This window comes from Bacteroidota bacterium, from assembly GCA_039111535.1.
GTDB lineage: Bacteria > Bacteroidota > Rhodothermia > Rhodothermales > JAHQVL01 > JBCCIM01.
In genome coordinates, this window is the sequence record JBCCIM010000068.1 from 1 (window position 1) to 13,487 (window position 13,487).

At 51.3% G+C, this 13,487-nt stretch carries 16 protein-coding genes; all 16 read left to right on the top strand.

Annotated features, from left to right (window positions below; genetic code table 11):
* A partial coding sequence (locus tag AAF564_12140) for a hypothetical protein (GenBank protein ID MEM8486292.1) occupies positions 1–301 on the top strand: 301 nt, incomplete at its 5' end.
* Positions 298–912, top strand: coding sequence for a hypothetical protein (locus tag AAF564_12145; GenBank protein ID MEM8486293.1), 615 nt, complete (start codon positions 298–300; stop codon positions 910–912). The genes AAF564_12140 and AAF564_12145, both read left to right, overlap by 4 nt.
* 36 nt (positions 913–948) lie before the next feature.
* Positions 949–2,709, top strand: coding sequence for a hypothetical protein (locus AAF564_12150; protein ID MEM8486294.1), 1,761 nt, complete (start codon positions 949–951; stop codon positions 2,707–2,709).
* A gap of 42 nt (positions 2,710–2,751) precedes the next feature.
* A complete protein-coding gene (locus tag AAF564_12155; GenBank protein MEM8486295.1) occupies positions 2,752–3,432 on the top strand; it encodes a FlgD immunoglobulin-like domain containing protein in 681 nt (226 codons plus the stop codon).
* A 27-nt stretch (positions 3,433–3,459) separates the two neighbouring features.
* On the top strand, positions 3,460–3,870 hold the full coding sequence (locus AAF564_12160; GenBank protein MEM8486296.1) for a TIGR02530 family flagellar biosynthesis protein: 411 nt from the start codon (positions 3,460–3,462) through the stop codon (positions 3,868–3,870).
* A 186-nt stretch (positions 3,871–4,056) separates the two neighbouring features.
* Complete coding sequence (locus AAF564_12165) at positions 4,057–5,349, top strand: flagellar hook protein FlgE (protein MEM8486297.1); 1,293 nt, start codon at positions 4,057–4,059, stop codon at positions 5,347–5,349.
* Positions 5,350–5,463: 114 nt separating this feature from the next.
* Positions 5,464–6,348, top strand: a complete 885-nt coding sequence (locus AAF564_12170; GenBank protein ID MEM8486298.1) for a protein-glutamate O-methyltransferase CheR — start codon at positions 5,464–5,466, stop codon at positions 6,346–6,348.
* A 328-nt stretch (positions 6,349–6,676) separates the two neighbouring features.
* Positions 6,677–7,465 (top strand): MotA/TolQ/ExbB proton channel family protein, encoded by a 789-nt coding sequence (locus AAF564_12175; GenBank protein MEM8486299.1) that lies wholly within the window; start codon positions 6,677–6,679, stop codon positions 7,463–7,465.
* Between the two features lie 112 nt (positions 7,466–7,577).
* Positions 7,578–8,306: an OmpA family protein gene (locus tag AAF564_12180; GenBank protein MEM8486300.1), complete on the top strand. Its 729-nt coding sequence runs from the start codon at positions 7,578–7,580 to the stop codon at positions 8,304–8,306.
* A complete protein-coding gene (locus tag AAF564_12185) occupies positions 8,255–8,785 on the top strand; it encodes a flagellar basal body-associated FliL family protein (GenBank protein ID MEM8486301.1) in 531 nt (176 codons plus the stop codon). Before AAF564_12180 ends, AAF564_12185 begins: the two co-directional genes overlap by 52 nt.
* Before the next feature lie 59 nt (positions 8,786–8,844).
* Positions 8,845–9,870, top strand: a complete 1,026-nt coding sequence (fliM, locus tag AAF564_12190) for a flagellar motor switch protein FliM (protein ID MEM8486302.1) — start codon at positions 8,845–8,847, stop codon at positions 9,868–9,870.
* Positions 9,857–10,738, top strand: a complete 882-nt coding sequence (gene fliN, locus AAF564_12195; protein MEM8486303.1) for a flagellar motor switch protein FliN — start codon at positions 9,857–9,859, stop codon at positions 10,736–10,738. Before fliM ends, fliN begins: the two co-directional genes overlap by 14 nt.
* 123 nt (positions 10,739–10,861) lie before the next feature.
* Positions 10,862–11,503 carry a flagellar biosynthetic protein FliO gene (locus AAF564_12200; protein ID MEM8486304.1) on the top strand — a complete coding sequence of 214 codons (642 nt, stop codon included), beginning with the start codon at positions 10,862–10,864 and terminating at the stop codon, positions 11,501–11,503.
* The gene (fliP, locus tag AAF564_12205) at positions 11,500–12,291 is read left to right on the top strand and encodes a flagellar type III secretion system pore protein FliP (GenBank protein MEM8486305.1); all 792 of its coding nucleotides are present in this window, start codon (positions 11,500–11,502) and stop codon (positions 12,289–12,291) included. Before AAF564_12200 ends, fliP begins: the two co-directional genes overlap by 4 nt.
* Before the next feature lie 51 nt (positions 12,292–12,342).
* The gene (fliQ, locus tag AAF564_12210; GenBank protein ID MEM8486306.1) at positions 12,343–12,612 is read left to right on the top strand and encodes a flagellar biosynthesis protein FliQ; all 270 of its coding nucleotides are present in this window, start codon (positions 12,343–12,345) and stop codon (positions 12,610–12,612) included.
* Between the two features lie 57 nt (positions 12,613–12,669).
* Entirely contained in the window at positions 12,670–13,446 is a 777-nt protein-coding gene (fliR, locus tag AAF564_12215) for a flagellar biosynthetic protein FliR (protein MEM8486307.1), read from the top strand.
* Positions 13,447–13,487 lie beyond the last annotated feature (41 nt).

A 13,487-nucleotide genomic window follows, 5' to 3' on the forward strand; every position in this document is an offset into this window, starting at 1 on the left:
AAGTCAAGTAGATAATAAACAAGGGCTTACAGTAAAGCACTTAAAGCGCCGGCAAGCCTTTCACGATGATGCCCGGACAGCCCTGCACAAAGCAAATGAACGCCTGGAAGATTTGATTCTGGAAGAACAAATGACCCGCGCAGATCTGATTCAGAAAAAGAGCGCGGAAGAAGCCTTGCAGAGTTTACACGACCAGGAAAAAGCAAATCATATCCGCGGCATGGAAACCGCAGAGAACAAACAAATCGAAGAACAGGCGCTCGAAAATTACCGCCGTAAAAAATTCGTTCATAAACAATGAAGAAAGCCATTATCGCCGTCCTGGCAACCGCAACCTTTTTTCTCGTAGGCACCTTTGCCACCTACTTTGCGATCCCCAAGTTTTCACCCGACATGGCTGAGCGCGCGCAATGGCGTGCAGACAGCATCCGGATGATGAAAGATGGAACGTTCCCGGACTCGCTATTGAATCCGGAAGACTATGACATGATTGATACGTCTCTCTTGGCCCGCCCCCTCAACACCATGCTCGTTGGTTTGCGCGATTCGCTCAGCCAGCTTCATTCTTCGCTCGGCAACGAGATGGAAAGCAAGGAAGCGCTCATGGAAAAAGTGAAAAGCATGGAATCCCGTTGGGAAGCGCTTCAAGCCAAGTACGATGAAGCCAAGTTGATGAGCGGCACCCTGGCAAAACTGGAAGACAACGAATTGTCAGCGCTGCTGGAAAGCCTCGAAACAGACGTTATTGAGTCACTTTACATCGAGGCATCTGCCAGAAACCGGACGCGCTTGCTTCAAATGATGCCGGCTGATAAAGCTGCCAGCCTCGTAAATACCCTGACCGCACCAGGGGTAGCCTTCTCAGCAACTGCTGCTACGGCAGCACCGGCTCCCGGCCTCCCCAATCAGTAAATCACCCCTGCGTGCAGATATAAAACCCCAGATCTTATGGCCAATGTCCCTTCTGTAGACAACAACCTCCCGATTATTCAGGCAGGCAAAGAGCCTGCTGCCGGTACAGACAACGAAGCCGTTGTTCCTTTTGGCCAGTTCCTTGCCCAGGAAAGCGAGCCTGAGCCAACGCATCGGCCTATCCAGTTTAAGGAGCAGGCCAACAAAGAGAACGAGGAGCAGGCGCCGGCGAAAAAAAACAAGCAGCTCTTTGCAGAAAAACTGGCCAAGCCGGCAAGAAAACTCCGCAGCCTGTTTAAATCAAAAACAGCAGCCAGTGCGCAACCTGAACAAGCTGTTGCAGGCAAATCAAAAGCCAGCAAAGCGAAAGCAGGCGTGACCAAAACAGCTGCAACGGGTATCGCAGCGCAAACAGCTTCTACTGTGCGCACAACAGCCAAATCTGTAGCCTTCAAAGCGTCTGGTAAAAGCTTGAGTGCCAGTACAGGTGCTCCGCAACTGCAGACGGGCAAAGCAGTGCTTACTACTGCCAGCAAAACCAATGGTACAGCATTGAGCACAACGTCTACCCGTAGCAAATCAGGCCAAGCAACACAACCGGTCAAAGGACAGCCTATTGAACTGCCTACTGCAAGTGCTGCCAGAAATGCCGCCGCTTCTGCAACAACAAAACCAGATACCCTGACGCAATTAAAAACGGACGTGAAGGCTATTTTCAACAGCCTCACGCCGCTCAAAACCTCGTCTTCTTCCCAGACAACCAACTTGCGGGCATTCAATCAACCCAAACAGCCAACGGTAACCTTGTCAACCGATCGGGTTAAGCCCATCCGATTGACAAGCAGCCCTGTTATCAAGGAATCCGCGAGCAAGGATGGCAAAACTACGCTTGCGCATCTGAAAGCCAGGAAGTCAACGCGCCTGGACACGAAAGGCAATGACCAGCAAGCAGATACCCGCGTTATTATCCGGGATACGGAAAGTAAAGGGGAAAGCCTCACACAGAAGGCAACTGCCGGTGCCAAGAAAGCCGGCAACATGGCCGCTCAGGTTTCTGCAGCGAACGAAGGGCTGGAGAAGCCAATTCGCATGAGCAAAAAGGCACGGTTACGGAGCCAGAAAAAAGCGCAACGCATTGCTCAAGCCAGGCAGCAGCAGGCACCTGTTGCCGGCCAGGAAACGCCTGGCGTTTTCAAAGATGTTGAGGCCATGCGGGAAACCATGCAAACCCAGCAAGCCACGTTACAGGCACAAACTACGGATAGCAGCCAAACGGATGCCTCATCTGCAGACAGTAACGCCAATAACCTGATGGGACGTAGCGAAGCAGCGGCACAACTGGCAAACACCAAAAGCACCGGCAAAGCCACACAGGCTTATGCAAGCCGCTCACTTTCATGGCTCAAAGCGCTTGCTGACCGCACAGGACAAATGAGTCGGCAAGATCCAAGCTGGAAAGTCCTCGAGATGAAACTCGATCGAGGAGATGGCCAGATGACCATTCAAGTGTCTCGAGAAGATGATCACGTATCGATTGCTGTGCAGTTCTCAGATGACGCCGTACGGGCACAGGCAGAATCACAGTCTGCGCACATTCGGGAAAGCCTGAAAGAACAGTATGGTGAAGATGTAGCCTTCTCTTTCACTAACCAGCAGAAATCTGACTTTTCGTCCTCAATGGACGAAAGGGCATCGCGCCGGCGCCGTTTGCGTGCGGATGTGATAGCCCAGGAAAAAGCCGTGCAAACACAAACGTATGCGCGGTCCAACCCGGACCAGCACATCTGGATCGGGTAACCCTGTACCCCAAGTAAACTACACACTTTTCACCCCAAAGAAATGGATGGAATCACAGGAATAAGCGGCGATTCAGCGGCCTCACTGGGAGCCCTGAACCAGACGGGCGAAGTGCTGGGGCAAGAGGACTTCCTCTTGCTACTGGTCACGCAGCTCAGCAATCAGGACCCCCTGAATCCGATGGATGGTCAGGAATTTGCGGCACAGCTGGCGCAATTTTCTTCGCTGGAGCAATTGATAACCATTGGCGATACCCTTGATCAAAGCAACGCGGTCAATGGGCTGCTCGCGCAGAGTATGAACTCTGGTGTTGCAGCCGGCCTCATCGGCAAAGAAGTGGAAGCTGAAGGCGTCGATCTGTTCGTGTCGGAAGGCAAGCCATCAGACATCAGCTACGAGCTGGGCGAAGCTGCTGCATCGGTAACATTAGACATCAAAAATGAAGCAGGTCAGGTGATCCGCACAATTGATGTTGGCAGCCGTGGCAAAGGCGAGCATGCGTTTAGCTGGGACGGCAAAGATGCTGATGGCAATGAAGTTGCCAATGGCAAATACAGCGTCGAGCTACACGCACAGGATACCGCGGGCAATGATGTGAGTTCACGGACCTTCATGAAAGGCATCGTGGACAAAATCACGTTTGGTCCGGAAGGCATTCTCGTCTGGGTAGGCCAGAGCTCAATTGCACTTGGCAATGTACGCAGCGTGGGCGGCACAGAATAACGCACACGACAAACGCTGGAGTTTACAATGAATATTCGCGACCTATCAAACCGGGTACAATCGGGACAGCCGGCTGTTCACGAAAAAGTCAGGCCGGCAACCGGGCCCCTGCGACGGAATGCCCAACACGCGCGGTTTGATCAAACACTTGAACAGGTACAGCAAAATCTCGATCAGCAAGCACAAGTTGTGCGGCTGTCAGCTCATGCTGTGCAGCGGCTCGAGGAGCGGAGTATCTCATTCACAAATCAGGAACGCAACGATTTAGGCCAGGCCATTTCCCTGCTAAACAACAAGGGCGCTCGTAACGCCCTCATTGTTCGCCAGGATGCGGCTTTTGTAGTCAACGTCCCCAAACGGACGATGGTTACTGCCATTAGTCAGCAAGAGCTGCAACAACGCGTATTCACGCAAATTGACAGCACCATGCTAATATAGGTTGCAAGTTGACAGTTGCTGGTTGATAGTTGTTGATCGTATTCAAAACCAGCAACCTGTAACCAGCAACCTGTAACCGGCAACCAACCTCTCTTCAACCCTCGGTGGGCCCTGGCCGCCGCACAGGCATAAGGACACCGGTACACGGCTGAACGACAGACGCCGTGATAAAACCGAAATAACATTATGATTCGTTCTCTTGGCAATGGGGTCTCAGGCCTCAATAATCATCAAATTAAGATGGACGTTGTTGGTAACAACATCGCCAACGTCAACACCATCGCGTTCAAAAAAGGACGCGTGACGTTCAATGAAGTCCTTGCACAGGAATACCTTGCATCGGGAAGAACGCCAGGTGGTGAACCAACCAACCCTTCTTTCGTCGGGCTCGGTATCCACGTAGGTACCATTGATCAGACCTGGACACAGGGGCCGCTGGAAAGCACCAATATCCCAACGGACTTCGCCATTAACGGCGACGGCTTCTTCGTAGCGCGCCGTGGCGCTGAGTTTCTCCTCAGCCGCGCCGGCAACTTCGTATTGAGCAAAAACGGCAACCTGATCAGCTCAAGCGGTCTCCCAATCCAGGGCTTCCCGATCGATCAGACAACCGGACAGGCTGACCTTACACAGCTGGATGACATCAGCATCGATCTGAACGCAAAAGCTTCACCGGTCTACACCTCTGCAATGACGGTTTCCGGTAACCTGGATGCGGCCCTTTCAGACAATGGCGGCGTAAATCCGGAGACGTTTGCCATGACAAGCTTTGTCTACGATGAGCAAGGCGCAAAACATAACGTAACGTATACCTTCACAAAAACAAGCGCAGACGGTGCAACACCCGACACGTACGATGTTTCTGTAGCAGGTGACGCTACCCTGCAGCCATTTGGTGCTGCACCAACAACCTTCTCGATTGCCTTCGGCACAGATGGTAACCTGGAATCTGTTGATGGTGTCGCGGTAACGGACCCCGCATTCAACCTTCCTGCATTGAACTGGGATACCGGCTTTGTAAACGAAACAGGTACGGATACAATCAGCATCGACCTGACGGGCCTTACCCAGTTCCGGGAAAACTCTTCAGCGATCGTTTCTGACCAGAATGGCAAGCCATCCGGCCAGTTTGTTGGTTTCCGCACAACCAACGAAGGCGTTATCCAGATGGATTTTGATTCCGGTCATACCGTTGATGTATACCAGATTGCCATTGGTAAGGTAGCCAACAACGGTGGCCTTACGCAGAAAGGTGAAAATGTGTACAGCGCAACCAGCGTATCTGGCAGTATCCAGTTCGGACGCGCCGGCAGCGAGATTGCTTCTGCGATCATCTCCGGTACACTCGAAATGAGTAACGTTGAACTCGCAACAGAATTCAGCGACATGATCAAAACCCAGCGTGGTTTCCAGGCCTCAGCCCGAGTCATCAGAACCTCGGACGAAATCCTGTCTGAAACCATCAACCTCAAGCGATAAATATACGCTGATTTAAGCGGTCTTTATGGCTACGTCCTGCACGCCTCGCGGTGTGCAGGACTTTTTTTTGTCCAGAAATTGCCGATACCGAGCACGCAATCCGCTATCACAAAGATGATCGCGTCTGACGGGGCGCTGAACATGAAGCATATCGACAGAGCGAGCCGCCCACCCGGCAGCTGCGACAGATTACACCGTATCGATTTTGAAATCCTGCGAGAAATAATCCACGAACACGCCGGCATCTTTTTTCAGGACAGCCGCAAACACGTCCTGCAAACCCGGGTTATGGTACGGCTCCAGGCACTGGGCATAGACTACTTCGAAGATTATATCGATTACCTGACCGACCCGGGTAACTACAGTGAAATCCTTCGCCTGGTTGATGCCATTACGCAAACCGAAACGGCCTTTTTTCGTACAAAAGATCAGTTCAGGTGCATCAGGGAGCAGCTTCTCCCTTGTCTCGAAACACATGCAACCCAAAGGGCCAGGATCTGGAGTACAGCCTGTGCTACAGGTGAAGAGGCCTACAGCCTTGCAATGCTTGTGGCCGAGGTTTTCCCCGCTTCAAAAGAGCGCCCCGAGATTGTCGCGTCAGACATCAACACCCAGGCCCTGTACACTGCAGAATGCGGGCGCTACAATGCGCGTGCAATGGAACCGGTACCGGCGGCGCTGCAAAACCAGCATTTTAGCAAATCTCCCGAAGGCTTCCGGGTAAGTGAGCAACTCGTGGATATGGTAACCTTCAAGCGCATCAACCTCGCAGATCGTACAGACATGATGCGGATGCATAGCGTAAACCTGATCCTGTGCATGAATGTGCTGCAATCCTTTTCGAAAGAAATACGGCAGAAAACACTCCAGGCCATCTACAATGCAATGGACGACAATGCATATCTGATGATTGGCGCCACGGAAACGCTTTACGGCCTCTCACACCCGTTTGTAGAGCTGAATATGGGTCCTGTACGGGTCTACCAGAAATGCGCTTAACCGCCTGCAGCAGGCACACAAGCGGTACGTAGTGCGCAAGAAAAAGGGGCCACTATCTGCCGACCATTAAGAATATTCCAAATACCTTAAAAACCCCGGCCTGCAGGGCTTAATCTTCAGTGTTGGCAACCGATATAAGAAGCAGCTTTTAAGCATTTTCAGAACTTTCTCGTTGAATAATCACAACCAAATGCGGTAACATTTTCCCTGTCCATGCACTGATATTTTCCGTTAATCTCCCGGCATTCGGGTTGGAAAAGCATTGTGCTACCAAGGATTCAGGTTTTTGTAAAATGGCCGTACATGGTATTCTCAGATTCTTGCCGACATGGAGAAATCAACCTTAGCTGGTGTAGGAACAGGTCTCCTCCTGATCTATGGCGCCATTTTCATGGGTACGGGATGGATTACGTTTTTCGACCCCGCATCTTTGCTTCTCGTAGTTGGTGGTACCGCAGCTGGTATGATGGTAACATTTACCTTCGACGAGCTCAAAAACGTTCCGGTAGTCTTTAAGGGATTTATGGGCTTCCAGGTACCAAATTACAGCACATACATCGACACCTTTGGCGAACTATCCAAAATTGCACGCCGTGAAGGACTGCTGGCGCTAGATCGTCAGATAGAAGAAATTGATGACACGTTCCTCCGCTTTGGCCTTGAGATGGCTGTAGACGGAATAGACGAACGAGAAATCAGCGATTTGATGGAGCAGAATGTAGAAACGGAGATGAAGCTGCATAACTTCTGCGCCAAATTCTTCAACGCTGCAGGTACTGCCTGTCCGGCTTTCGGGATGATTGGCACGCTCATTGGTCTAATCCAGATGATGGGTAACCTTTCAGACCCTTCTCAGATTGGTGCAGGTATGGCCGTTGCCCTTGTAACAACGTTCTACGGTGCACTCATTTCGAACCTGATGTTGCTTCCGTTTGCAGCCAAAAAGAAAAATCAGATTGTTGCACTTTCTCAAGCAAGAGAAATTGTTAAAACCGGCGTCCTCGGCATTGTGCGTGGCGACAGCCCGAGCATGATCCAGAAGCGGCTCCAGTTGTATCTCTCCGAAGAAGAACTGAACGCTGCCACAGCTGAGACAGCTGAAGTAGGCGCTGCATAATAACTGAATTGTTGACAATCTGGCCGTTGCCGGCAGCAACAGCATCATTCGAAGCAAGGTTGCGCCGGTAACAGAGTACCGCCAGACGCACAATAAAACCTGAGCTGAAGCAATGGCTGAAGAAGAAGATGACGAACCAACAGCCCCTTTCTGGCTGACGACATATAGCGACATGGTTACCCTGCTATTGACGTTCTTTGTAATGATCGTGGCGATGTCGGAAATCAAGAAGGCTAATCTCATGGAAGCCATGAGCTATTTCCAGGGACGCACAAGCGTTTTCCAGAATTCGCAGCCGATACCGGCTGTACCGCAGCCTTCTAAAGATACCGAGTCCCAGGACAAAGGCCGGCAGGTTGAGTCTTTGATGAACTTCATAGAAAGTGAAAACCTTCAAGACAAGGTGCAGATCAACTATGAAGAAGAGTCCATGCACATTGTCATCACGGACGAAGTCATGTTTCCAACGGGGAGTACAGCGCTGCAACAAACAGCACAGAAAGTACTTGCCCTGGTGGCACAGGCATCGCCCGATTCCACGGAATCGATTACGGTGATTGGGCACACAGACAATGTACCAATCCGCACGGCACAATACCCGTCGAACTGGGAGCTTTCAGCTGCACGCGCAGCTTCTGTTGTGCGTTTCCTGATTGATCAGGAAGGCAGCCTTTCTCCAGAGAAATACCAGGCTATTGGTAAAGGAGAATTTGAACCTGTTGAAAACAACGACACCCGGGAAGGACGCGCACGAAATCGAAGAATCGAACTTCTAATCAACTGGAAATCATGGCAGAATCAGACGCCGTCGTCGAAGGAGCGGAGCCTACCAGCCCCGTAGAAGACGCAGAAGGCAAAAAAGATAACTCATTGTTCATGCTCATCCTGATCCCGCTGATGATTGTTTCAGCGGTAGGTGGTGGGTTCCTTGCGTATTCGCAGTACCCGATGCTGGTCGAAATTGCTGAAACCATCAACGGCACGGGCGAAGAAGAGGAAGAAGAAGCCCCGCTTGAGTTTGGTGAATTCATGGAACTCTCCAACATCATCGTGAACCCGGCCGACTCGGAAGGCCGGCGCCTCTTGATGCTCAGTGTGGGGATGGAAACAGCCGAAGCAAGCATCCTTGAAACCGTCACAGCGCGTGAAATGGTTGTTCGCGACACCATCATCAAAATTCTTGGCACAAGAACTGTAGATGAGCTCGCTAACATAGAATCACGTACGGCACTCAAAGATGAAATCAGGCTTGCGGTGAACGGCATTCTCACCGAAGGAGAAATCAACCGCATGTACTTTACACAATACGTCCTTCAGTAGCAGTAGCCCTCAAATCACCCAATTCGTTTCTCTCAGACCGACACCCCAGGAAAGAGTACATGGCTAAACAACTAAACCAACAAGAGATCGATGCACTGATCGGCGCTGGAGACGACGTCCAGACGCAGCGGCTTGCCAACGATCCGCTGCAAAAGTTTGCACAGGCCAACCAGGAAAAACTGGTCTATACCTACAACTTTAAACGCCCTCGTCTTTTCTCTCAGGATCAGATGCGGGTTTTGAACCAGGTACACGAAGCCTTTGCACGCGATCTTTCGGTCTACCTCTCAGCGCAATTGCGCACCATCGTAGACATCACATTAACCGCGCTCGATCAGGTGCTGTATTCGGAGTTTGTGATCTCCAGTGCACCTCCGTCGGCGCTGTTTGTTATTGATATTCTAGAAACAAGGCACCAGGCGGTCATCGAACTCGATCCCCGGTTTGTTATTTTCACGGTTGAAAAACTGTTTGGCGGATCTGGCGAGTTCATGAAACGCCCCCGTGAGACTTCTCAAATCGAGCAGCGCATTATGGCCAAGGTTATGACCCGCGCCTACGAAGAGCTAGAGAGCGCCTGGGAGCAGGTCACCGAACTGAAATTCAGCGAATCCTCTTTTGAATCAAACGCTGAATTTGTACAAATCATCCCCGGCTCAGAGCCGGCCATCGTGGCAACCTTCGAGGTAACCGTCTACGATCAGCGTTCCTTCATCAACATCTGTTATCCTTATCTGTTGATGGAAGACGCCCTCGACAAAACAGGCATGACCCAGCTCATGGCCACTGCCACGTCCGACACCTCTCCGGAAGAGCGCAAGAGTTATGAATCCAACATCCGCACCATGGATGTGGAAATGCGCGCTGAGCTCGGACATACAAATCTATTATTAAGCGATCTGATGCGCCTTGAAGAAGGAGATGTCATTTTGCTTAATCAACGAAAAGATGAACCGATAAAGGTTTATATAGGCGATGAAGTCAAATTGAAGGCTGCTCCGGGCAAAGCCGGCAATCGCCGTGCACTTCGCGTAATGAATGTTCTCAACATCGACACCCCAATTAAGGAAGATGAGTCAGTCTAAGTTACAGGTCTATACCGCAGAAGCGACCCCGATCCTGGAAGCGTATTTCAACACGCTCCTGGGGCAGGAAGCCAAGTTTTCCATGGGTGCAGCTACGGAGGCCGCCGTTGATCAAATTAAATCGGATGCCTTTACGTCTTTCTCTATCGTAGGCACACCCGAAAATGCAAATCCGTTTGTTGTCCAGCTCAACCCAGAGTGGATCCCTGTTATTTCCAGCGCCATGGTTGGCCGCGAAATGACGCCATTCGAAGAAGGTGTATTTGACCTTGCCGGTCAGATCATCTCGCAGGGCTATGAGACGCTGCAGGCAGAGCATACTGCCTGTGCTAACTTCCCAACAATGCAGGCCCAGCCGCATGCCCCTGGCACCTGGGAGCCCGAAGAAAGTCTGCCGGCAACATTCTGGCAGCTCAGCTTCGAATTGACTGTGGACGAAAAGGCCCTTACAGGTAACCTCTTCCTCCCTGCGCCGCTAGTCGAACAACTGCCAGACGCACCAGCAGCAAAACCTGCAGCAGCAACGCCTGCTGCAAAAGCTGAAGATATTGGCGTATCATCTGCCACGTTCCCCGATTTCGGGCGCGAACAACTCAATCAGGATGGCTCGGGCAATTTCGATTTGCTGGCAGAAGTTGAGTTAAATGTAACCGTTGAGCTTGGCCGCAGGAAAATCCCGCTTTCAGAAGTGCTCAAGCTGACAACAGGCAGCGTTATCGAGCTCGAAAAACTGGTAGGCGAGCCGCTGGAAATATTCGCCAATGGCCGGCTGATTGCTGAAGGAGAAGCGGTTGTCATTGAAGAGCAGTTTGGTATTCGTATCACAAATCTTGCGTCTTCAAAACTACACGCCAAAGCGCTGGCATAATGCAACCTGGGAGCCAAATCCCAGGTGATTGAGTGGCAAGAAATTCGCAGGAGTTGCGTGCAGGCACACAGACATTCGTTTTCACGTGTGCCCCACATCAACTCCTGAATTTTCTGCCTCATCATGCGCAATATCTTCCCTGTTTCCAGGCGAAAGGACAAACCCCGTACAACGGGAAATCAACTCTTTAAACGTTCTATCGCGCTGGGTGCCGCACTCTTGCTCCTCTGGGTAGCGCTTACGGTTATGCCCAAAGCAAGTATTGCTACCGAACCTGTTGTCATTTCCGATGAAGCCGGCACTGTTGCAACCTCTGCAACAGCTTCAACCACCACAACCGACTCCCCATGGGATCTTGGTAAAATAACTGCCGGCCTGTTGCTCGCCGGATTGCTTGGCTTTGCCACCTATTGGCAGAAGAAGCAGTCCAAACAGCAAATACACGCCGGCAATTTGAATACCCTCGGGAAACTTCAACTCGGCCCCGGACAACTTGTGCACCTGGTACAATGCGGCGAAGAAGCCGTGCTTGTAGGCACTAGCAACAACCAGATCACGTTGCTGCACCACTTCTCCCGACAAAACCTGGCAAAACCCGCCCCCGCGGCAACGCCAGCTATTCCAGCACCAACGTACAGCAGCCCGAGCACAACGGCTGCAAATAACGATAATTTTGGCGTCCTGCTCCAGCAGCAAAACCTCCTTTCTACCGCCACGCTGGACGTTATCACAAAAGACGCCCTAAAGCCCGTACCCCAATCATGACAAATCGCTTCTGCCGCACCAGCCTGCTGATGTTATTCCTCATTGGTATCGTGGCTTTTGTACGGGTTGATGCCGTTTATGCACAGGCTCAGCCTACACAACCAACCCCAACATTCAACATCCTGCCCCAATTACAAATCGGGCAAGACGACGAAGAATATGCACTGCCGATTCAGTTGATTCTGCTGATGACGGTGCTTTCTCTGGCGCCGGCCATCGTTATCATGACAACCAGCTTTACCCGGCTTGTTGTTGTATTTGGTCTGCTCAGAACCGCGCTCGGTACCCAGCAAGCGCCCCCCAGTCAGCTTATATCCGGACTGGCCATTTTCCTGACCTTCTTCATCATGTTTCCCGTCTTGAGCGAGATCCACGATGATGCACTGATGCCGTACATCGCCGGCGATATTTCGCAACAGGAGGCTTTTGACAAGTCGGCCGCCCCGTTAAAAAAGTTTATGCTGACCCAAACGCGCGACAAAGACCTCACGCTGTTTATGGACCTCGCACAAATCAACATTTTCAATTCAACAGATGAGGTACCGATGTACGTACTCATCCCGGCCTACGTGATCAGTGAACTGCGTATTGCGTTTCAGATCGGATTTATGATCTTCTTGCCCTTCCTGATTGTAGACCTTGTTGTTGCAAGCGTCTTGATGGGTATGGGGATGATGATGCTCCCTCCTATCATGGTTTCGCTACCCCTCAAACTACTGCTGTTCATTCTTGCAGATGGTTGGTACCTGATCGTAGAGTCAGTCGTTCGCGGTTACTTTGGCACGTAAGTCCCGGATGGCAACACTTCTTTTCTCAAGTCTTAATACTCCAGGCATATCATGAATACAGACGTAGCCCTTTTCTGGGTACAGGAAGCGATACAAACAGCCATTATGCTCATCGGCCCCCTGCTGGGGACAGCGCTTGTCGTTGGTTTGGCCGTGAGTCTTTTTCAGGCCATCACCTCCATTCAAGAAATGACACTGGCCTTCATCCCCAAGATTCTTGCGATTGCGCTCATCCTGCTTTTCTTCTCCTCGTGGATGCTTGAAGTGTTAACAGACTTCACAACCAATGTGATGAATTTTATCCCGCAAGTCTCTCGCTAATCCCCTCATGGGTGACGGCTCAATCCACCTTGTGCAGGTACCCGCCTGCTGGCAGATGTGTCCATTCTAGATCCTGAATACATCCTTTATGCATTCCTGGTTTTTGTACGAATCGGGGGGCTGATTTCGGCTGCACCATTCTTCGAGCAGAAGTTTGTGCCCGTAAAAATCAAGGTGCTTTTCGCCCTTTCGGTTGCGTATGTGCTTGTGGGGCTGGTCCCTCGCCCGGAGGGACTGCCCGTTACTGAGCCCGTAGCCCTTACCTACTATGTAATTATAGAGTTGCTTACAGGCGTCACCATCGGGTTTGCCGCACGGTTTGTGTTTTTCGCTATCCGCTTTGCCGGCGAATTTATTGGCTTTCAGATGGCCATCAGTATTTCTCAGGTTATCAGTCCGGCAGACGGTCAGGCATCAAACCCGATCAGTAACCTGCTCATGATGACCTTCACCCTCGTTTTTTTATTGCTCGATGGTCATCACAACCTGTTTCGCGCGCTCATGCTCTCCTATGACGTCATTCCCTTAACCGGCGCGAACCTCGCCATGCCCGGCAATCTTATGCTGAGCTGGACCGGTGAGTTGTTTGTCGTTGCCATCCGCCTTGCTGCGCCTTTCATGATCACCATCTTTCTGGTAGACATGACCCTCGGGATTTTTGCCCGCGTGGCACCGCAAACCGAAATTTTCTCGATGAGCCTTTCACTGAAACTCGTCGTTGGCTCCTTTCTGCTTTTCCTCTACATGAAAAACTTCTTCCCAGTAATGCCCGACCTCGTCGACCAGATGGGTGAGGACTTGCTTGAGATGATCGACATCATGAAACCAAACTAGCCAGGACTACCGATATGCCAGGCATAGCGAGGTTCATATGT